Origin of the sequence: Bacillus sp. 22483 (assembly GCF_052044605.1) — a bacterium.
Lineage (GTDB): Bacteria > Bacillota > Bacilli > Bacillales > Bacillaceae > Bacillus > Bacillus altitudinis.
Window position 1 is genome coordinate 368335 of the sequence record NZ_JBQENU010000001.1, and the last position, 21456, is coordinate 389790.

Here is a 21456-nt window from a genome sequence, read left to right on the forward strand (position 1 = left end):
AATCAAAAAGCTGTAGACAGATGTTGTCTACAGCTTTTCTTATTTATTTTTCGCCTACGGATGAGAGAACTTGAGCGAGTGCATTTGTGACCTTGCCATGCTCTGATGCATGCGGCCGGTCATCTCCATCTCCATAGCCATAATCAATCATGCGATTACGGTTTAAGCAAAGCTTTGTCAGCTGAGGCTGGAATAGATCAAATAAAGCAAAACGATCTTTTAGTTGTGGAAATTGCTTTTGATACTGCTGAATTTCTTCTGCAAGCAAGCGCCAAAGCGTCGTTTCATCTAACAGATTGTGATTGTCTAACACGTTTGACACGTAACGAAGATTGCAAATAAACAGGCCCGTAAAAATAAATTGTACAAGACCCTCAGGCGGCTCACTACGCAGCACTTCCTTTAGATCTTCTTCTAATGAAGCCAATTCAGGCAGCGGTTGATCACTAATGTTCACATCATCAACAAAATCTTTGATCGCCAAACGATGCGGCTTATGATCTTTTAATACAAGAATTGTATTTTGTCCGTGCGGTGAAAACACCGTGCCATATTGATACATAAAGTGCAGAAGCGGCGGCATGACAACATGGAAGAATGACGCCATCCATTCTTTTGCTGACAGACCCGATTTTTCAATGAGCTGCTTCAGATAAGGCTCGCCTTCATGATCTTCATACGTCAGTGCCGCCAGCGTAACAGGGCTCTCCCCTTCATCTAAATACGTATAAATGCTTTCTCTAAAAATGACTCCAAGCATTTCAAGGTATTGATATGGCGCACCAGGTAGCTTGCTGTAATAAGGATGATCAACATTGATACTCGCATTCTCACCTGGTAAAATGACGCGGCATACATCGGACAAAAAGACGTCTTGATCGGCGATGCCTTTAATATGCGCTGTAATACGAGGAGCAATCACCGTACGTTCTGATGGGAGCCCCCGGTACACTAGCGTATTTAAAATACTCATTGGCAATTTAATATGATGCTTGCCTTTATTTGAGATGTTCGTAAAGGTTCTGATCGATTGCTGTGGAATATATTGATCCAGCCCTTCTCCTAAATACACAATACGGCGCATCGCTAAATCTTCGGGGAAATGTTGGATGATCATATGTGTCCACTGCCATTTATGAACAGGCATCATATAATAATCAGCCGCATTCAGCCCTTCATCCTTTAACACACGTTGGAATTGACGAATCGTGACTTCGTCTAATTCCTTGGCAATGATGTGCTCATAGTTCTCATGATCGACCGCATGGAAAGTCGCAAGCTCTCGGTGAACAGCAATCCAAGACAGCTGCACACATTCCTGCCTTTCAGGTGCATAGGCTAAGTAATCTTCGTAGCTGAACCCAATACGCCCTTTGTTATAGACGATCCACGGATGACCAGTCATCTCGCCTTCAATCCATGCGTAATCTGTATCCGTCAGCTCATCTGCACGAAGTGCTTTTTTCGACAGCAAATGAACATCAGCTAACAAGGTATGGTGAAGCTCTTTGATCAGATGGCCAGTTGTTTCAGAAGACATTGGGATGATCGGCTGAATGTCTAGTAAAAACACAATGGCACTAACATCCTTTGTCCACGTTCCGTCTTGACAGCACTCGATCGATTCAGCAATCGTATCAAAACTATCAAACAAACGAGGTTTTGCGAGATAACGATATTTCTTCTGTTCGTGAATGATTAATTCATATTGGGCGATGCCATCCTGATGATTTAGCTGAACGGGATGAAGCATATCCTCATACATATATTCGGACAGCATTTTTGCCACCATTCGCTGGTTTGCTTTTTTCCAAGCAGCAGGATTGACCGCTTTTTTCATTTCATCTTGTATACTCATCGGTTCATCCTCCTTACCCTTTGATTTCTTCAAATGTATTTGCGTGTTTATGTGTACCGAATGTCTGGAAAACATGCTTTTGATAAAGTGGATACACAGGTCGACGAGCCAGTTCATTGATAATGACACTGTTTCGGTACGCCCCTAGCCCTAAATCTGGTGCGCCTACTCCATGTGTATGAAGCTCTGCATTTTGTACAAAAATATCATTTTCACCTAATGTATTTGTTTTCAATCGATATTCACGTTCAACCTGGAAGCGTCCTTGATGATCCCACTGAATATGATGGGAAATCGGATCAATAAATGGCGGTAATACAGATTGATAGCCCGTTGCCAAGACGACAATGTCTGTCTCATGCGTAAAGGATTCCTCTTTGACCCATTGATTGCATGAAAGCGATAAGCCGTCCCTCGTTTCCTCAATCAAATTGACCTCCGTCATCGCCTGCAGCACGGTGTTCAGCTGCTCTCCGCAAGCAGAACGTTCATAAAGCAAGTGATAAATATCTCGGATCATCGCTGAGCTGATGCCTTTATACAGCAAATCTTGCTGCTTTAATAGCGCATCTTTTTTAGGTTGCGGAAGCTCATAAAAGAAATCAATATAGTCTGGAGAGAAATACTCAAGACCCAAATTTGAATATTCCATTGGGAAAAACCCTTTAGAGCGTGTAAACCAATGAATATCCTTCGCCTCATCGTCTGATAAAATGTCATAGAATACTTCTGCCGCACTTTGACCAGAACCGATGACCGTCACGGATTTTCCTTTAAAACAGCCTTCTTTCTTTCGTTTCAAGTAATCAGCAGAATGAAACACCCGATCCCCTAAAGCTGGCTGAAGAGGTGCTGGTACCGCAGGCTGTGTGCCGATACCTAAAACAAGATGCTTACTTTCAAACACCTCTACCGTTTGATCTTTCACATGACGGACATGCACTTCATATCGTTTTTCTCCAGCTTTTTCAACGATGGAGACAGATTCGACATTCATGCCAAATCGGCAAGAATCTAATTGATCCGCGACCCAGCGGCAATAATGACTATATTCCTTGCGCGGGATATGGAAGTCTTCTAGAAAGTAAAATGAATACAAACGGTTTTGTTCCTGCAAATAGTTGAGAAAGCTATATTTGCTTTTCACATCCGCCATACTGACAAGATCCGCTAAAAAGGGGACTTGAAGTGTAGTCCCTTCAATGAGCATACCTGGATGCCAGTGGAACGCTTCACTTCTTTCAAAAAACAAAGCGTCAATTTCGTCTACTTCTTCAGATAATGCAGCAAGCCCTAGGTTAAATGGCCCAATGCCAATCCCAATGACATCCACTACATTATTTTGCTTGTTGAACCACGTCATGGTTATACTTCCTTTCAAATCGATCTCGATGACAAAACATCAAAAGACCTGTTTTATCTGGTAAAGTGACTGGTTTCACACGTTCGAATCCACACTTTTCAAAGACATGAATCATTTTTTCGTTCCGAATATCTGGCTCAGCCACGATTTTTTCTGTTCGTTTGTTCTGCTCAAACTGAAATGCTGTCATGGCTTGAAGCAGCGGAGCCGCAAATCCTTTCCCTACATAATCTGGCTCTCCAATTAACAGGTGAATGCCTTGATCATGCGGAGAAGGCTCATAGTACGATTCAATGATATCCCCTTTCACATTGTATGCTTCAAAATAACTCATCGGCGTGCCATCAATGGTTCCTAAATAAAGGGTTTGATGCGGATCATGAATGGCCTGATAAAAGTGCTTTTCAAAAGCAGGAAATGGAATATTCAAATGCCAAAATGGGTGGACATACTCTTCTTGCATCCACTTGTGGACAAGCTGGACGTCCCGTTCATATTCAGCGCGAATGAACCCAATTCGATGCCTCATCCAATCAGCGCCTCCTCATGTAAAAAGAGCGGATTCAACACAGACGTGTACCTGGATTGCGTTTCTAAAGAACCCGTCAGCTCATCCTTATCTTCAAACCGCGTGAGTAAGTTCGCTTTTGAAGGCAGCTCCTGTGACCGGAGAAGACTGTTCGTCAGCTCAGATGCACCATATGTCTCTTCATGCGCAAGCAGTGTGTCTCTAATCAGGGCTAATAAATCTTCTTCTTGTGCAAGCCCCTCTGTACCAAAACCATTCACAAGACCAAACAAATGATTAAAGAAGAAATAGTAACGCAGTCTCTCAACCGCTACATCGTCTGCACAAATGGTTTCACTTCTGACGCTTAAGTTTTGAACAAGCTTCGCAAGCTGATCCTTTTTCGATTCGCTATAATAGTAGCCTTGGTTGTCACGATAATAGAATGTGTGCGGATATCCATTCTTTAGCTGTACGACAGCATTTTGCTGATGGGCTTCAAGGGCAAGACCATACGTTTCAAACAACCAAAGCATCGGCTCTAACGAAATCGATAAATATTGTGTGAACCAATCACGGCTGACATCTTCTGTTGATCTGCCTTCAGCGTCTGCTAATTCATGAATAATGCCTGAAAGGCGTGATTTTTCTCCGTATGCATGATCCTGACATAGCCCTGCAATTAAGCTTGCCCCTTTTTCATGATGCAAAAATGGATTTTGACGAATGACGACTTCAAAGCCAGATTCCGCCTCATCCCCTTGAATAGATAGATACGCAGGATCTTCAATCACACGGAATCCAGAGAATTTGTCATATAAAGAAACGCCTAATTCTGTTTTTAAGATACGAGACATCTCAACTCCACGATCAAGTTCCTTTTGTTTGTTAACGCGTAAAGAGTTTGTGATCTTTACAGGGACAGAGAATTTAAGCATGTACGCAGAGTCTTTTTGATAGACCGTTCTAAAGGAAGATGTCGCTGTGTATTCAGATCCTAGCGGCCCTAAATACGTCAGCATCCCGTCCTCTATATAACGCTTGACGAACGCTTTCTCCATGACCACTTGGACTTGTAGCGGATGAATCGGAATCAGGACATATTCACCGCCTTCTGTTAACGTCGTCAGTCTCTCTTTTTCTTCCGGCATCTGGCGCATGAGCTCCTCAAACATGAGACTTGCCGCAGATTCTGAAAGAGAAGAATCCTGAAGCACAATTGACGGATGTGCTTTAAAGTAATGAAGCTGGAAAGAGCCTTTCAGCTCTGGAGAATAAATAGCTTCCTCCTCTTCTGTCATTCCTTGTCTGCTTTTTGGTGTAGGATGCGTTAAATGTCCAAGAAGAAGTGACTGCTCCGCTTCAATATATTCAAAATCAGCTGAAGAAAGAGCCGCTCGATCACTTTCCCTCTCTCTAATGAATCGTTCAATATTCCGGCAGCTTAAAATGATGCGAAGCATGAACTCATCCTCTGCATCTGTGCGGCCGTATTCAATGAGAAGTTCCTTTGAACATAAAGCAACAAGTGTGGTGTAATCGATAATCGTTCCCTGTTGCTCACTGCCTTGCGGGCGAAAGCGAACGGGAAAATCAAAGAGATGACGGCCTACAGGCGAAAAATATCGAATCGGAATGACAAGCTCAAGATCTTGCTTTGCTAATGCTGCTACAAATACAAGTGAGCCTTCTGCTTTTGTCTCTTTCTTTGCAGATCGATCAATTCCTGTTTCACGTAAAAAACAGTTTAAAAAGCTTTGCATAGTTGCATTTTCAGCCATTTGTTTATATTGACTCAACGTAGTACCCTCCCGGATTGAATATGAGCGATCCCGATATCAACAATGTCAGAAAGGATTTCCTCAATATGTGTAATAGTCGTTCTCGGATTTAACAAAGTGAATTTTAAGCATGTTTGACCATCGGCTACTGTTTTTGCTACGACAGCCGTTCCTGTTTGGAAAAGTGTGCGATGAATGATTTTATTGATGTCATCTGCTTGATGATCATCCATAAAACGGAACACGACTGCATTGATTTCTGGATCAGGATTGATCACCTCAAGATGCTCATTTTTCTCAATCAACGTAGCCACATCTTTCGCAAAATGGATGGTATGGTCAATGATACTTGCAAACCCTTCTTCTCCAATCATACGCAGAGAGAGAAGGAGTTTTAGCGCATCAAACCGGCGCGTCGTCTGAACAGATTTATTCACGAGATGCAGAATGCCTTCCAGTTCATCTTCCTTTGGATTGAGGTAATCTGCGTGGTAATCAATCAAACCAAAATGTCTTTTATCCTTTAGTAAAAATGCCCCGCAGGAGATCGGCTGATAAAATTGCTTATGAAAGTCAATCGTGATCGAATCAGCCAGCTCGATGCCATCTAATTTTCCTTGGAAGGTTTTGCTTAATACAAGCGCTCCTCCATAGGCAGCATCTGCATGAATCCACAAACCGAAAGGCTTCACCATGTCATAAATGTCACGTACAGGATCAATACTGCCAAAATCAGTGGTCCCGCAAGTCGCCACGACTGCAAATGGAAGCAAATCCTGCGCTTTAAGCTCCATAAGCTTCTTCTGCAAATCATGCAGGTCCATTCGGTGATGTTCGTCCGTCTCAACTAACACAACAGCCTGTTCACCTAAACCTAGCTGAGATGCTGATTTTTTCACAGTGAAGTGGGCATTCTTGGAGCAAAGAATCCGCATACGGTTTGCCTCGCTCGGCAACCCTTTCTGCTGTACATTCCATTGCCAAGTGTTTTCGCAAAATGCATCTCTTGCTAAAAGCAGTCCCATGTAGTTAGATTGGGTTCCACCGCTCGTAAAGGTCCCATCTGCTCGTTCTCCATAAGAAAACTTTTCACATAACCACTTGAGGATTTCCTCCTCAACCAAAGATGCAATGCCGCTTTGATCAAAGGAATCCATTGATTGATTAAAGGAACTTACGATCACCTCTGCTGCCAGAGCAGGGATAAGAGGTGGGCAATGCAAATGTGCCAGGCATTTAGGATGTGACACATCAACTAAATGCGGTAAAAGGTGATTTTTTATATCTTGAAAAACAGACTCAATGGATTCACCAGCCGGTTGAATCTGGAATAACGATTCGACATGAGCCGCTAATTTCCCAGGCAATATTCCGCTATACGGTCCTCTGCTTGTTTGCCACTCTGCCAGTAAGCTGTCGATGGATGTGTAGAGAGCCGCTTGGAAGGACTCCCTCCCAAGCTGGCTTTGTTGAATGAATAATGAATCGACAGATGGTTTAGTTGACTGCATCGTAAACTGCCTCTTTAAAAATCGTGATGACTTTTTCAAGCTGTTCTTCTGTCATGATCAAAGGCGGTAAGAATCGAATCACACTTCCAAAACGGCCTCCTGTCTCCACAATTAAGCCTTTATCAAAACAATTCTTTTGAATGAGACTGGCTAGCTCTGGATTTGCTGGATAACTGCCGTCCACATCCTGTTTCTCATCTGGATTCACAACTTCAACACCAATCATTAATCCTCTTCCTCGCACATCACCGAGAGCAGGCACTTGTTTTTGAATGTCTTTTAGATTGGCCTGCATACGCTGACCAAGCGCTTCTACATGATCAAGCAGATTGGTTTCTTTTATATATTTAAGCGTAGCAGTTCCAGCTGCCATCGCCATTTGATTTCCTCTAAACGTGCCAATGTGTGCACCTGGATTCCATTGATCTAAGTCTTTGTCATAAATAACAACGGATAGCGGAAGGCTTCCCCCAATTGCTTTTGATAACACAATGACATCTGGCACAATACCAGCATGTTCAAAGGCAAACATCTTACCAGTTCGGCCGATGCCTGATTGAACCTCATCAATAATAAGTGGAATTCCTTTTTCTTTTGTGATTCGTCTCATTTCTTGTATCCATTCAATTGATGCCGGGATGGAGCCGCCCTCCCCTTGCACCGCTTCAAAGATCATGCCTGCTGGCGGGAGAATTCCACTCTCAGGGTCATTTAATACACGCTCAATATAAGAGCTGGAAATGCGATGTGAGTCTTTACCGCCAATTCCAAATGGGCAGCGGTATTCATATGGATAAGGCAGGAAGTGAACATCTGGCATTAATCCTTGTACTTTTTCTTTTGGCGATAAGTTGCCGCTTAATGACATCGTGCCATGTGTAGCACCATGATATGCTCCGTGGAATGATAGAATGGAACGATTTCCCGTCGCTGTCTTGACTAATTTAATTGCTGCTTCTATAGCATCACCACCAGTTGGTCCACAAAATTGAATTTTTGCTCTTTTTGCAAACTCTTCTGGCAAGTGAGAAAAAATCTCATTCACAAATTCTTCTTTAATCTCTGAAGTGATGTCCAGCGTATGCAACGGTCTTTTTTCATGAAGCATACGTTCAATAGCATCTATAACAACCGGGTGATTGTGACCAAGGGCAAGTGTTCCTGCACCTGCTAGGCAGTCATAAAATTCTCTACCATCTGCATCTGTCACGATCATACCTTCGGCTTTTTGCATGGCTAATGGGAACCGTCTCGGGTAAGACCTTGCATTAGATTCTCTTTGACTTTGTTGCTCTAAAAATTGCTGATTTTTAGAAACGGTTTTGATGGACATAATAAAACACTCCTCCAATTGATAAAGATTATCATTTTCATTTACTAGCCTAGAGGATGTAAGATACGAAAGTCAATTGTATTCAAAAAGATGATTCTAAAAGCATATGAATGCTATATTCTCTTTTTAACGAGTAATTTCGTGTATTTTTTACAAACATCTACAGCCATAAGGCGATGTAACGTTTGAGTATGAAAAATATTGAAAAAAATTACAAAACAATTCTCCTGGTTCTTTTGCTCTATGCGTTGTAGCTCCCTTGTTTGATACGGGACGGCCGAATGAAATGAATGCAGTAAAACAAAAAATGAACGTTATTTTACCTTGATATAAATGGTTATGATGGTATAATTTCTCTGAAACGAAAGGGAATCGAGGGAGATCTGATGATTTTAACGAAGCATGACCTTCACCACTACTTGGCACAAGATCAGAAAGCACTTGCCATCAATCGAAAAAGACCAAAGTGGCTTGGGGATGATATTTGGAAATATCAAAGATATTTACGAAAATATGAGTACTATACGAATAGCGGTGCTACGTTACGCAAATGGTTTTATCGTTACTTACATAAAAAGAAAGGCATGCAGCTTGGCTTTGATATCCCAATTGGTGTATTTGGACCTGGGCTCAGAATCAACCATACTGGGCTGTTGATTGTGAACAAGCATGCCAAAATCGGCGCGTTTTGTGATATTCATCAAGGCGTAAATATCGGTCAAAACCATCATGAAAAAGATGTGCCCGTCATCGGAGATCATGTATGGATCGGCCCTGGCGCTAAACTGTTTGGAAACATTTATATTGCGAATCATATTTCCATCGGAGCAAATGCAGTAGTGAATCGCTCCTTTCATGAAGAGCGGATTGTCATTGCAGGTGTCCCTGCTCAAAAAATAAAAGAAAAAAGCCCTTCTTTATGAAGGACTTACTTGACCAAAGCAGTGAGCCACATGAGATAAAATAAGATGGATAAACATGAGGATCATCCTGCCCGAGCCCCATCACCATTTATCCTAAGATGCTTTGGCGCAATCAAACCATCAATCGGTAGCAACTTGAAGTGAAACAAATCACCACAGCCGTACTCTCTAATTTGCGTTGGAGTACCCGAAGACCAGCATGAGAAAGTACAAGACAAAGACGAGAATGGCAATCGCATAGATGAAAATGGACACAATCAGTACTGTCCAGCCCAACCCTTTTCTTCCTGTTTGAATGAGATATATTCCAAGTGTGAAGAGCCCGAGTAAAAGACCTAAGATGGCCCATAACCATTTATTTTTCCCGTGTTTTGGTGCATCAACGAATAGGTAGATTGCGACTAAGATGGATACAAACCAACCTGTAATCCATTTCACATTCATCCGCCACCCTTCTTTTTCAATTTATTTAATCTTACTATACTTTTTTCCTAATCTTAAAAACAACTATTCAAATGAATGATTCGGAAGGCTTTGCCATTCTTCTCTCAGCATCCCATACCGCATCGAATCATAATATTCCCCTTGATAGTAACGAACCTTACGCAGTCTTCCCTCAAGGATAAACCCGCATTTCTCTGCGCAACGCATCATGCGTTCATTTCCAGACCAGGTGGTCAGACCGATGCGTGGAATATCAATGTGTGAAAAGAGTTCATCGATCCATAGACGCAATGCCTTTGTTCCAACGCCCCCATTCCAAAAACGTGAGTCATAAATAAGAATCCCACACTCCAGCCAACGTGTGCGCTCATTCTCCCAATAATAAGAAACTGTGCCCTTTAATTCACCTCCGACATCAATGCCAAATAGTTTTGGCAGGACAGAATCATCCTGTAAATAGCGTTTTTTAAATGCAGTAAGCGATATGTCATGTTCAATAAAATACGGTGCATTCCACTTTCGATAGGCCTGGTCTGGTGCTTTAAACCTTAAATGCCATACCACTTCTAAATCGGTTTCGTCTAATGGACGTATGCTCACAATCTCTTCTTTTTTTCCTTTCATCTGTTCACGTTCCTTTACTTTGTCGTTCTTTTAGCAAGATGACGATACTCGATAGGCGTCATGCCTTCATTTTGCCGAAACAGCTTTGAAAAATAAGTAGGGTCATCAATGCCTACATGTTCTGCAATGAGAGCTATTTTTTCATTCGTTGAAGCAAGCAGGCTTTTGGCTTTTTCAATTTTGAGTCGATTGATGTACTGGCTCGGCGTCAGTCCGTACACGGTCTGCATGCACCTTGTCATGTAATCAGGATGATAATGAAGAATCTCTGCCAGCTTCTCCATCTGTAATTTTTGCGTAAAATGACGTTCAAGATAGTGAACCACTTCTGAAGCGACAGTCTCCTTTGCACTTGGAATATGAAATGCTTCTTTTTGTAAATGAATGAGCATTTCCTCAAATTGAAGCTGCTTTTTGAGCTGAAGTTCAGACGCATCATCATTTAAAGCGCGCATCGCTGAAAGATGCTTCTGTAGCACGCTTCCCCCTTTCACTTTTCCTTTTCGGGGCAGACGAAATTCATAGCTTGCTGCTTTTTCAAAAGTGGCTTGATTTTGCTTCATGTCAAACCAGTGTTCTCTCGGCCGATCTGTAAACTCAAATGAATCGATTGAAAAATGCAGCCACTCATAAAGTGTTTCTTCTTTGCATGGCAGATGTCCACCATGGGCAAGTCCCGGTGATAAGATGATATATTCTCCCTCTTTTACATGATGAGGCACCTCGTCTTCTGTGATCCACAGTTCACCTTTTGTGACATAAAGAAGATCAAATACGGTGAAAATTCTGGAGATATGTCGTTCTCCTCGATGGAAAACACCTTTGCCTGAAGCAATATAGACTGGAAATGGTGGTACAGTAAATGTAATAAACGGACCCATATTCATCCCCTTATGAAGTCGGATTTCTCCAATAAGTTTCGGTTTCATCTCTTCTTATTATAGTCGATGCAAGGTACACTATAAATCGGATTTATACGAAAGAAGGCGATGTGATGAAACCACAAGCACTGACAATACAAAAGGTTCAAGCCAAAAGTGAAAAATCCCACCCTTCATTATTTGCATTAACTTGGCCTATTTTTATCGAAATCTCTTTATATATGCTGATGGGGAGCGCAGATACACTGATGCTCAGCCAGTATTCTGACAATAGTGTTGCCGCAGTAGGGGTAAGCAATCAGCTATTAAATCTATTGATTGTGATGTTCAGCTTCATTACGACTGGGACGACGATTGTCATTGCGCAGCTTTTAGGAGCGAGCCGCAAGCAGGAAGCGACCCAAGTTGCCTATGTATCACTAGGCACCAACTTCCTCATTAGCTTTGTGATCAGTCTTCTTATGTTTGTGTTAGCTGTGCCCATCCTGCATATGATGGGCTTATCAAGCGAGCTCATGCCAGATGCAACCGTCTTTTTACAGATTGTCGGCCTGCTTTCTTTTATTCAGGCGCTCATTATGACCTATAGTGCTATTTTAAAAAGCTATGGATTCACGAGAGATACGATGTATGTCACCATCGGTATGAACCTGTTAAATGTTGCTGGTAATTATTTGGTCATCTTCGGACCATTTGGCTTCCCTGTATTAGGTGTCATGGGTGTCGCTCTTTCCACATCATTTGCACGGTTGATCGGTCTTACAGCCATGATACTCATTGTTCGACACCGCATTGGATTGCGGTTTTCATTCAAGCGAATGTTTTACATCCAGCGAACGCATTTAAAAAAACTGCTAAAAATCGGCATTCCTTCTGCTGGAGAACAACTTTCTTATAATGGCTCTCAAATGATTATTACGCTGTTTATCACATTTATGGGCACGCAAGCACTAGCAGCAAAAGTCTATACCCAGAATTTGATGATGTTCATTATGTTATTTGGTGCCGCCATTAGCCAAGGAACGCAAATCTTAATCGGGCGCCTGATCGGGGCGAAAGAATTTGATGCGGCCTATCGAAGATGCATGAAAAGCTTATACTGGGCCATTGCCATCTCGCTTCTTTCTTCTACTGCTTTATCTTTATCATCGACGCATTTACTTACTTTTTTCACTAGCAACAGTGAGATCATTCAAATAGCGAGCCTCCTCCTCATATTGACGATTGTTTTAGAGCCTGGACGTTCTTTTAATATGGTCATCATCAACTCCTTGCGGGCAGCTGGTGACGCGAAGTTTCCAGTCTATATGGCGATGATTTCAATGTGGGGCATCGGCCTTCCGATCGCTTATTTATTAGGCATTCAACTTGAGATGGGCCTTATCGGGGTTTGGATTTCTTTTATCGTGGATGAATGGGTAAGAGGTATCTTCATGTATAGGCGGTGGCGTTCAAGGGTGTGGACGGAGTACCGGTTTACTTCCACATAAAAAGGACTGCGGGTGCAGTCCTTTCAGATTGTTGTCAAAGGGCTAAAACGAACTTTATTTTACCCCTTTGTCTTCTTTTCATCACGTAATATCTTCTAAAATAAGTGCTTTTTCTTGTGTTGAAATATATGACCGCTTCGTAAAGACACGGTATTCGTTTTCTCTAGTTTTATCTAAAATAGCCTTATAAAAGTGAGCAGCTGCTTTCACTGGTATCCTTGAATAAAGTGGGAATTCATGGAGATGGTCAAAAAATTCCTCATAGTACGCCTCTGCCTCAAAAGCAATATATTCCCATACGTGCTGGAAGGCTTGATTGACGATCCCTTCTTGTAATTCTTGCTCTGTATACCCAAATTGATCCATGACTTGTTTTGGCAAATAAATGCGGTTCCTTTCCGCCTTATCCTCACCAATATCTCGAAGAATATTGGTCAACTGCATGCCAATCCCAAGGGAGATCGCAGCTTCTTTTAGCTGTTCTTTTTTACGCGGTGCAATGATCGGAAGCAGCATTAATCCAACTGTACTTGCGACATGATAGGAATAGATGAGCAGTTCATCTAACGTTTCATATCGATGTTGCTCTAAATCCATCTCCTGTCCTCGCAGCAGGTCACGGAATGGGGATTCATCCATACGAAACTGTTGAAATGTATACTCCAGCGCCACCCACATTGGATCATCACGATCTACTTCTCCTTGCAAGAAACGATTAAATGCCTCCTGAAAAGACGCCAGTTCTTCCTTTGGTGAAGGAGACTCATCTACAATGTCATCCGCTCTCCTACAAAAAGAATATACGGCCCAAACAGCCTGTCTTTTCTTTTTAGGTAGCATGGAAAAGGCACGATAAAACGTTTTTGAATGTGTTTGAATGGTCTCTTCACATATTTTCAATGCTGTTTGCACATCAACCACTTAGCTTCACTTCCTTTCTGTTGTTCAGCTCTTTAAGCAGTACAGAAGCCATGAGCTTTGCACTTTGCATCACGATCGGTACCCCGCCGCCGGGATGGATGGAAGCACCTACCGCATATAGATTGTCTATATCTGCAACCTTTACTTGCGGGCGAAACACACCTGATTGAAACAAATTAGGAGCGAGTCCAAAGCTGCCGCCTTCAAACAATCCTTCTCGCATTGAATCATTCGGTGTTCTCACCTTTTGCCAGACAACCGCCTCTCGCAGCTGTGGAAAGCCTCTTTTCTCAAGACGCTCCACCATTTTATCCACAAAGTCTGTCTCTTGTTCCCAATTGATGTGATCTCCTGATGGAACAGGAATGAGCATATATAGGACACTGCTGCCTTCTGGGGCAAGGGATGGATCGATGGTCGATGGATTAAAAGTATAAAATGATGGATCTTGAGGTATCGTTTTCGTTTGGAACACCTCTCTCATATGCTGATCAAAGTGTTCTCCCATGAAAAATTGATGAACAGGTGCTTCATCGTATACTTTGTTTAACCCTAGATACACCATCACGCAGCCAGAGGATGGAACGTATTTACGCCGGTCTTGTTCACCTAAACCAAGCTGTTTTAACGCCGCTGGATAATCTCCGTTCATCACAAATGCATCAGCTGCTATGTGCTCATCATTTATTTTTGCCTTGACCACACGTTTCCCCTCAAACTCAAATTGTGCGACTTCTTCACTTTTTCTTATGTGTACACCCGTCTTTAAGAGCTGTCTCTCCAATATATCTACTAAACTCGCATATCCGCCTTTTAAATAGTAAATTCCGTGTGCGTGCTCACTATATGAAACAAGCGAATAAATGGCAGATGCTTCATACGGATTTCCTCCGACATAGAGGGTTTGAAGTGCATATGCATCTCGGAGGCGCTCATCTGAAAAATATTTTTTGAGAGAACTTTGAACGGTTCGATATGCTTTTAATTTCATTAAAATCTTCATGTTCGCTTTTGTAAAAAAGGTTCGTTTTTCATGAAATGATTTTTCTAGAAAAGCTTCCTGCCCTTCTTGAAACCGATCCGTCATTTCTTGCATAAATGTTAAATATCCCTGTTCTTCCTTTGGAAATACACGTTTGATTTCTTCTAGTTGTCGCAGTGTATCAGAGTATTTCGTATAGGAGGTTCCATCTTGATAGTGGATCGTATACAGCGGATCGAGCTGCAAGAGATCAAGAGATGTTTCATCAATGCCTACGTCATGTAAAATGCCTTTTAACATATCAGGAAGTAGGACAATGGTCGGACCTTCATCTACTTTATATCCTTTCTCACGTACAAAAGCAAGTCTCCCGCCGAGCCGTTCATTTTTTTCAACAAGGGTGACATCATGTCCAGCTTTTTTTAAATAGAGGGCTGAGATCATACCGCCAATACCGCCGCCAGCAATCAATATATGTTTTTTCATGAGGCGCTCCCCTTTTCTTGATGTGGCACTCTTTTGTGCGTATGTTTCTCTTTTGACAGAATCGCATTTGTCGTAATACGCGCTGATTCTAAAATGGTTGGCAATCCGCTGCCCGGGTGGGTTCCTCCACCAACGAGCCAGCAGTGTTTCAACTCATCAAATTCATTATGCGGCCTGAGTACCATCATCTGCGTCAACTGGTGACCAAGATTAAATGTAGCTCCTTCATACACGTACAGCTCTTCTTCCCAATGCTTCGGCGTGATCATCCGCTCGACTTCAATATGCTGCCTGATATTCTTAAAGCCTGTTTTCCGCTCCAGCGTATCCAGCACAAGCTCTCTAAATTCTTCTTGATGCGCTTCCCAGTCAATACCGCTTTGATTATTGGCAACGGGTGCTAACACATAAAGAGCGGACTTGCCTTTTGGCGCAAGCGAATCATCTGTCACACTTGCATTTTGAATATAAATGGACGGATCATCCGGCAGCTCAAAGATTTTCGTAATCTCTTTGACGAACTTCGCATAGTCATCGGAAAAAACGATGGTATGATGCGGCTCATCATATATCGTATCTAAACCTAGGTACAGCATAAAGGTGGAACATGAGAATTTTTTCTTTTTCAGTTTCTTCTCGCTATATTTCTTTAAAAGACCCGGCTCTACAAGCTTTGTCATCACGTGTGCAAAATCACCATTTACGACCACCTCATCTGCTTGTATTTCTTCACCAGTTTCTAAGCGAATGCCCTTCACTTTCCTGCCTTCCGTCAGCAACTTGTCAACTCCAGTTGATAGATGAAGGGTAGCCCCAGATTCAACAGCTGCCTTTGCCATCGCTTCTGACAGCTGATTCACTCCGCCTTTCGGATGATAAACGCCTGTGTCATGCTCCATAAAGGAAAGAATTGAGAACGCTCCTGGGCATTCCCAAGGTGACATCCCTAAATATTTTGATTGGAATGTAAAGGCATATTTCACTGATTCATTTGAGAAATAATCCGACAGCACATCATATAAGCTTTTATTTAATGAGAGCTGAGGAAGTGCTTTGATGACTTTTGGTCGCAAATAATGATGGAAACGATCCATTTTACTTTGTAGAATCGGCGTTAGGCGGTCCATTTTTCGTTTTGTATCATTCATAAAACGTACATACCCCTCGCCCTCACCAGGTGAAAAGGCTTCTAGCCGTTTGTACATTTCGTCTCGATCTCGAATCATATCAAGCTTCTCATCTTGAAAGATTAATCTATACATTTCTTTTAATTCAATCACATCTATATAATCATAGAGATTTTTACCAGCAAAGGTGAACAGTTCCTCTGCAATATGAATCATACTGAGAAAAGTAGGACCTGTATCAAACGTGAAATCACCAAGTTGAAACTTAGAGTTACGTCCGCCAACAAAGGACTGTTTTTCATATATATGAACATCATGTCCTTTGCTTTGCAACATCATAGCTGCTGCAAGTCCCCCTGGTCCTGCTCCGATCACAATGATTTTCATTATCCTTTTTCCTCCAAATTAATTCACTTTAAGTTAATTATACAAATTGAAGCGGTTAGATCAACTTTTGATGTGCTCTAAAAGTCTCATGTTATGTATCAAAAAAGCCGACTTCCTTTCAACAAGTGCAAGAAAGCCGACCCTTTGTTATGCTTCTATATCAATTCGATATGTTTCAAACCAATGATGAATCTGTGCCAAATGGGCAATGAGCTGTGGGCCTTTCATTAACTGACCATACCAAGGAACCTGGAAAGAAGCCCCTTCTGTTTCAATCAGCTGTTTTAATTGATGTGGATCTAAAAATTCATGAAGCACAGAATCCTTTTGCGCGAGACAATCTGTTAACATCTCTTTTACCGCCTGAGTATAAGCAGGATGATGTGTTTTCGGATAAGGGCTCTTCTTGCGATAAAGCACTTCATTCGGTAAAATTCCCTCTAATGCTTTTCTCAAAACCCCTTTTTCCCGATTTCCATACATTTTCATTTTCCAAGGAATATTCCATACATACTCAACAAGACGATGATCTGCGAATGGAACACGTACCTCAAGGCTCGCCCCCATGCTCATACGATCTTTTCGATCCAGCAGTGTTGTCATAAACCAAATCATATTTAAGTAAAAAAGTTCTCTTCGGGCTTTATCTACTCCAGTTTCCCCATCTAAAAGAGGGGTTTCTGCCACGGTTTCTTCATATTTGCTTTGCGCATATTCCTTCAGTGATAATTTCTTTTGCCATGAGTCTTGAAGAAGCTGAATGCGTGCTTCCGTTGATCTCATCCACGGAAATCCATTGGTTTCGCTTGCCATGTGAAACCATGGGTAACCTCCAAAAATTTCATCTGCACATTCACCTGATAAACCAACAACAAAATCCTTTTTAATTTCTCGGCAGAACCATAGTAAGGAAGAATCAATATCTGCCATCCCCGGCAAATCTCGCACTTCAACCGCTTCTTTCAAATAAGAAGCCAGCTCTTTTTGCCCAATGATACAGCTGTGATGATTCGTTTGAAACGCTTTGGTCATTCGATCAATCCACGGGCCGTCAGCATTCGGCTGAAATTGACTTGCTTCAAAGAATTGATCATTTCCGTCGTAATCAATGGAATACGTATGCAGCGGGGCTTTCCCTATTTTCTCAAAGTGCTTGGCGGCAATGGCCGTAATGGCACTAGAATCCACACCGCCCGATAAAAACGTACATACAGGCACATCAGAGACAAGTTGTCTTGTAACAGCATCCGTAAAGAGTTCCTTCACGTGCTGAGCGGTGTCATCCAGCGAATCTGTATGCTGCTTGCTTTTGACATTCCAGTACCTCCACACACGCAAACCATCTTTTGAAAAGGTTAGGGCATGAGCAGGTCTCAGCTCTTTCACCCCTTTAAATACGCCTTGCCCTGGTGTTCTAGACGGCCCTAAACCAAAGATTTCTGATAACCCTTCATGATCCACTTTGGCTTTCATTTCAGGATGAGCCAGAAGTGCTTTGATTTCTGAGCCAAACAAAAAGGAATGATGACGTTCTGTATAGAAAAATGGCTTGACACCGAGCCGGTCTCTCGCTGCAAATAATAATTCACGCTCACTATCCCAAATGACAAATGCAAAAATTCCATTAAAATGGGTCACACACTCTTCCTTCCATTCTGTATAGGCGTGAAGAAGAACCTCTGTATCAGAATGCCCAAGAAAGCGGTGCCCCCTTTTGAATAATTCTTTTCGTATATCCTCCGTGTTATAGAGTTCTCCATTGTATACCACCGTATAATCATGGTGTTGATGGGTATATGTCATCGGCTGCTTTCCGCCTTCAACATCGACAACGGCTAACCGTTTATGGCCGAAAAGAACGTGCTCACTTTTCCACGTATTTGTATCATCCGGCCCTCGTTTAGATAATGTATCTGTCATTTGATTGATTACATGATCCTGTTGGATGAGCTGCTTTTTAAAGTCTGCCCAGCCTGTTATTCCACACATCATCATCAGCTCCCATCCGTTTTTCATCAAGTGTTCTCATTTAGCCTTTCTTAGTTTATGCATCGGCTCCTTGATAGTTGATTTGTCCTTTTTTCCCCCTGTGTATAGGACAAGCTTCATTTGGTAAGAAAAGAAAGAGGAAAGGAGGTTTTGCGAATGGAGAACCGAATGACATATCTTCAGCAAAACCACCCAAAATGGTGTAACGGGTACTTACTGATGGAAAACGGTCATTGTCTGATTGAAGACGAAGAAGGAGACATCATGCTGCCTGAAAGCCTTCAAAGTTCTATGATCTGTTTGAAAGAAAAGGATCGATGGACAAAAGGAGAATTGCTCGGGTCTGTCGTTCTTTGTGAGAATGGGAAGTTGATGGAGGTAAAAGGCGGTGAACGCATTCAATATACAGCGTCTCTTTCTAAAGGGTGGCTTGATTTGCTCATGTTCGTACCGGAAAGCGTCTTTTATCAGATCATTGACTATGTAGAACAGCTTGGCTTTTCCGTCTATGATTGTATCTTCTCTTCCTTCCATCCTTCTCATCGCGTGTCTTTTTTTCAGTTTTCAGGAGACATGCAATCACTTGCCCTTCAATGCCACCATCATTCGGGTACAAATCAAGTTCAATTGGAATGGACGACGTCTGACGGTCACCGGATGATGTCTCAGTTTGATCTCACATAAAAAGGGCACTGCTTTTGATAAGCAATGCCCTTTTTATCTTAAAAGATATGGAAACCGATCGGCAGACGTAAGCCGAGCAGAATGGTCACAATAGCAACCACGATAAAACCAATGAATACACCCGTTACCGATTTTCCTTTTTTCTTGCGTACAAGGACCATTTCCATGAAACCAATCACAAGAATACCAAGTATCATTTTTCCAACATACTCGCCCCCGTAACCCGGGATTTTCATTCCTGTGCGAACATACAGCTCTACGCCTGTTGCAATAATAATCAAGTAGAACAGTCGTACGATCATATGCACAATTTTAGCGCCTTTATCGTTTTTACCTGCTAATGCAAAGGCAACGAAAAATAAAATAATACCTAGCACCCACGCTGTAATATGTAAATGTGTTCCCATTTGTGATTTCCCCCTTTATCAGAACAATTACCTTCTCATCGTACCACGAAATAAGTCGAACACAAAGCGACAATCCTGTGTCAACACGCCTTTATTTGACACGATTTGATAACGTCCCAATTGGTTCAATTGTTACTTCAACCTGATCGCCTGAGGCTAAAAATTTTGGCGGTTCAAAACCTTTGCCGACTCCAGAAGGTGTACCTGTTGCAATGATGTCTCCCGCTTCCAGCGTCATCCCTTTTGAAAGAGTTGACACAATGTCTTCAATTGGGAAGATCATTAATTCCGTACTGGCAGACTGACGAACCTCTCCGTTTACCTTTGTTTCCACATGGAGTGCTCCATGATCCTCGATCACTGACTTGTGAACGATATAAGGTCCCATTGGACAAGTTGTATCTAAGCTTTTTCCGATGAAAAATTGTTTGTGTTTTTTCTGTAAATCTCTTGCCGTTATATCATTTAAAATGGTGTAACCGAAAATGTAATCGTGGACCTCTTCTGGAGCAATATTCTTTCCTGTTTTGCCAATGACAATGGCAAGCTCCCCTTCGTAATCCAATTCACTTGTCACATCTTCATGGAGAAGAATGTCCGCTTCATGCCCTACAACAGAGGTAGGCGCCTTTGTAAAGATCATCACGTCTTTAGGAATATCTGCCGCACTTCCCATTTCCATGACGTGATCTTGATAGTTTTTCCCAACACACATGATGTTTTTCGTTGGATTTGGAATCGGTGCATGGAGTGTCACGTCCGAAAGCGGATAGACATAAGAGCCGCGGTCTTCTTCTTTTTTCTCCGCCCAATCAAGAAGCTGTTTGACGTGTTCGACAAACTTGTCCCCCATGTTGATGCATTCAAATAAAGAGTTTGGCAATGTTTCTAGCTCAAATAGTTTTGCTTCTGCCTTTTTGACGTCCATCACCCATTCATCATCAATGACGACCCCGATAAACAATCTGTTATGTATCTCACCTGTAAAAAACTTCATGTCTTCCCCTCACAATCTTCATTTCACTACATTATGATGTCTCATTTTTATTTCTCTACGAAATAAAAAAAACCCTTTTTTATCATACTCTCTTTTAAAAAGGGTTTCAAAAATGAAGACCTGACATTTAGCGGTAGCGTCGATACTCCCACATATTCCCTTGATCCCATTTACGATCAACATTTCCTTGATAGCGGGAATGATGTTTTTTCTTTCCGCATCTTCGGCAAGAGTGACTCCGTTTATGGTGATGAGAACGTTTAGATCGATGGCTGCGGTGTGATTTGCGGCAGCTTTTCTTATGATGTGATCTGTGTTTGCTGCGGCATGATTTTTTTGGTTTACTCTTTTTACTGCAGTATGACTTTTTGCTTTTATACGACTTTTTGCTTTTGCATGATTTCTTGCTTCTATACGACTTTTTGCTTTTGCATGGTTTCTCGCTCTTTACACTTTTCTTTGAGCAGCGACTTTTTTTAGAGCGATAGCTTTTATGGCTTTTTTTGCTGCGATGTGACTTACGGCAGCCTCCTCCACCAAAGAACCAGTGACGGCGATTTGAATGACGAGAACGAGATGATTTGTGCGAATGTCCCGATTCTGGTTCACGATCTAAGTGTTGATCACGCCCCTCACTTCGAAGTGAATCAACTGCATGTTCAATATGCGAATGATCAAATGTGCTCACGAACAATTCCCCTCCCAAACTGTGCTCTGACAAAACAAACAGACAAAGCTGTTTATCTTCTCTGCTTTATGT

At 42.0% G+C, this 21456-nt stretch carries 19 protein-coding genes; 3 read left to right on the top strand and 16 right to left on the bottom strand.

Features of this window, described 5'->3' with window-relative positions:
• Positions 1–43: 43 nt before the first annotated feature.
• Genes ACTJJQ_RS01915 through ACTJJQ_RS01940 form a run of 6 tightly spaced genes read right to left on the bottom strand, consistent with a single transcriptional unit; the run spans position 44 to position 8354 of the window.
• Positions 44–1858 (bottom strand): IucA/IucC family protein, encoded by a 1815-nt coding sequence (locus ACTJJQ_RS01915; RefSeq protein WP_017366993.1) that lies wholly within the window; start codon positions 1856–1858, stop codon positions 44–46.
• Between the two features lie 13 nt (positions 1859–1871).
• Entirely contained in the window at positions 1872–3221 is a 1350-nt protein-coding gene (locus ACTJJQ_RS01920) for a lysine N(6)-hydroxylase/L-ornithine N(5)-oxygenase family protein (protein WP_345912203.1), read from the bottom strand.
• Entirely contained in the window at positions 3196–3750 is a 555-nt protein-coding gene (locus ACTJJQ_RS01925) for a GNAT family N-acetyltransferase (protein ID WP_142154745.1), read from the bottom strand. The genes ACTJJQ_RS01920 and ACTJJQ_RS01925 overlap by 26 nt, the downstream gene beginning before the upstream one ends.
• The gene (locus ACTJJQ_RS01930; RefSeq protein WP_440599900.1) at positions 3747–5528 is read right to left on the bottom strand and encodes an IucA/IucC family protein; all 1782 of its coding nucleotides are present in this window, start codon (positions 5526–5528) and stop codon (positions 3747–3749) included. The genes ACTJJQ_RS01925 and ACTJJQ_RS01930 overlap by 4 nt, the downstream gene beginning before the upstream one ends.
• Positions 5525–7021 carry a pyridoxal phosphate-dependent decarboxylase family protein gene (locus tag ACTJJQ_RS01935; protein ID WP_440599901.1) on the bottom strand — a complete coding sequence of 499 codons (1497 nt, stop codon included), beginning with the start codon at positions 7019–7021 and terminating at the stop codon, positions 5525–5527. Before ACTJJQ_RS01935 ends, ACTJJQ_RS01930 begins: the two co-directional genes overlap by 4 nt.
• Complete coding sequence (locus tag ACTJJQ_RS01940; protein WP_017360200.1) at positions 7008–8354, bottom strand: aspartate aminotransferase family protein; 1347 nt, start codon at positions 8352–8354, stop codon at positions 7008–7010. The genes ACTJJQ_RS01935 and ACTJJQ_RS01940 overlap by 14 nt, the downstream gene beginning before the upstream one ends.
• A 386-nt stretch (positions 8355–8740) precedes the next feature.
• Between ACTJJQ_RS01940 and ACTJJQ_RS01945 the strand changes: the two genes are divergently transcribed.
• Positions 8741–9277, top strand: a complete 537-nt coding sequence (locus ACTJJQ_RS01945) for a serine O-acetyltransferase (protein ID WP_017360201.1) — start codon at positions 8741–8743, stop codon at positions 9275–9277.
• A 168-nt stretch (positions 9278–9445) separates the two neighbouring features.
• Here ACTJJQ_RS01945 and ACTJJQ_RS01950 read toward each other — a convergent pair whose 3' ends face one another.
• The 3 genes from ACTJJQ_RS01950 to ACTJJQ_RS01960 all read right to left on the bottom strand — a co-directional run bounded on the left by ACTJJQ_RS01950 (position 9446) and on the right by ACTJJQ_RS01960 (position 11226).
• A complete protein-coding gene (locus tag ACTJJQ_RS01950) occupies positions 9446–9721 on the bottom strand; it encodes a hypothetical protein (RefSeq protein ID WP_035392471.1) in 276 nt (91 codons plus the stop codon).
• Positions 9722–9784: 63 nt separating this feature from the next.
• Positions 9785–10345, bottom strand: coding sequence for a GNAT family N-acetyltransferase (locus tag ACTJJQ_RS01955; RefSeq protein WP_163116403.1), 561 nt, complete (start codon positions 10343–10345; stop codon positions 9785–9787).
• Positions 10346–10359: 14 nt separating this feature from the next.
• Positions 10360–11226 carry an AraC family transcriptional regulator gene (locus ACTJJQ_RS01960; protein ID WP_100324869.1) on the bottom strand — a complete coding sequence of 289 codons (867 nt, stop codon included), beginning with the start codon at positions 11224–11226 and terminating at the stop codon, positions 10360–10362.
• A 113-nt stretch (positions 11227–11339) separates the two neighbouring features.
• On the opposite strand from ACTJJQ_RS01960, the gene ACTJJQ_RS01965 reads away from it, so the two are divergent.
• Positions 11340–12716, top strand: a complete 1377-nt coding sequence (locus tag ACTJJQ_RS01965) for an MATE family efflux transporter (protein ID WP_224562549.1) — start codon at positions 11340–11342, stop codon at positions 12714–12716.
• 81 nt (positions 12717–12797) lie between these two features.
• Here ACTJJQ_RS01965 and ACTJJQ_RS01970 read toward each other — a convergent pair whose 3' ends face one another.
• The 4 genes from ACTJJQ_RS01970 to asnB all read right to left on the bottom strand — a co-directional run bounded on the left by ACTJJQ_RS01970 (position 12798) and on the right by asnB (position 18608).
• On the bottom strand, positions 12798–13637 hold the full coding sequence (locus ACTJJQ_RS01970) for a phytoene/squalene synthase family protein (RefSeq protein ID WP_035700220.1): 840 nt from the start codon (positions 13635–13637) through the stop codon (positions 12798–12800).
• The gene (locus ACTJJQ_RS01975; protein WP_268416806.1) at positions 13630–15105 is read right to left on the bottom strand and encodes a phytoene desaturase family protein; all 1476 of its coding nucleotides are present in this window, start codon (positions 15103–15105) and stop codon (positions 13630–13632) included. The genes ACTJJQ_RS01970 and ACTJJQ_RS01975 overlap by 8 nt, the downstream gene beginning before the upstream one ends.
• A complete protein-coding gene (locus ACTJJQ_RS01980; protein WP_440599902.1) occupies positions 15102–16619 on the bottom strand; it encodes a phytoene desaturase family protein in 1518 nt (505 codons plus the stop codon). Before ACTJJQ_RS01980 ends, ACTJJQ_RS01975 begins: the two co-directional genes overlap by 4 nt.
• Before the next feature lie 147 nt (positions 16620–16766).
• Positions 16767–18608 carry an asparagine synthase (glutamine-hydrolyzing) gene (gene asnB / locus ACTJJQ_RS01985; RefSeq protein WP_420952219.1) on the bottom strand — a complete coding sequence of 614 codons (1842 nt, stop codon included), beginning with the start codon at positions 18606–18608 and terminating at the stop codon, positions 16767–16769.
• Between the two features lie 156 nt (positions 18609–18764).
• Between asnB and ACTJJQ_RS01990 the strand changes: the two genes are divergently transcribed.
• Complete coding sequence (locus ACTJJQ_RS01990) at positions 18765–19292, top strand: DUF2777 family protein (RefSeq protein WP_335364267.1); 528 nt, start codon at positions 18765–18767, stop codon at positions 19290–19292.
• 38 nt (positions 19293–19330) lie between these two features.
• Here the strand turns inward: ACTJJQ_RS01990 and ACTJJQ_RS01995 are convergent, their stop codons facing one another.
• From ACTJJQ_RS01995 to cotG, 3 genes are all read right to left on the bottom strand, one after another.
• The gene (locus ACTJJQ_RS01995) at positions 19331–19699 is read right to left on the bottom strand and encodes a YisL family protein (protein WP_007499115.1); all 369 of its coding nucleotides are present in this window, start codon (positions 19697–19699) and stop codon (positions 19331–19333) included.
• Between the two features lie 91 nt (positions 19700–19790).
• Positions 19791–20696 carry a fumarylacetoacetate hydrolase family protein gene (locus tag ACTJJQ_RS02000; protein ID WP_440599903.1) on the bottom strand — a complete coding sequence of 302 codons (906 nt, stop codon included), beginning with the start codon at positions 20694–20696 and terminating at the stop codon, positions 19791–19793.
• 127 nt (positions 20697–20823) lie between these two features.
• Entirely contained in the window at positions 20824–21384 is a 561-nt protein-coding gene (cotG, locus tag ACTJJQ_RS02005) for a spore coat protein CotG (protein WP_440599904.1), read from the bottom strand.
• Between the last annotated feature and the right edge of the window lie 72 nt (positions 21385–21456).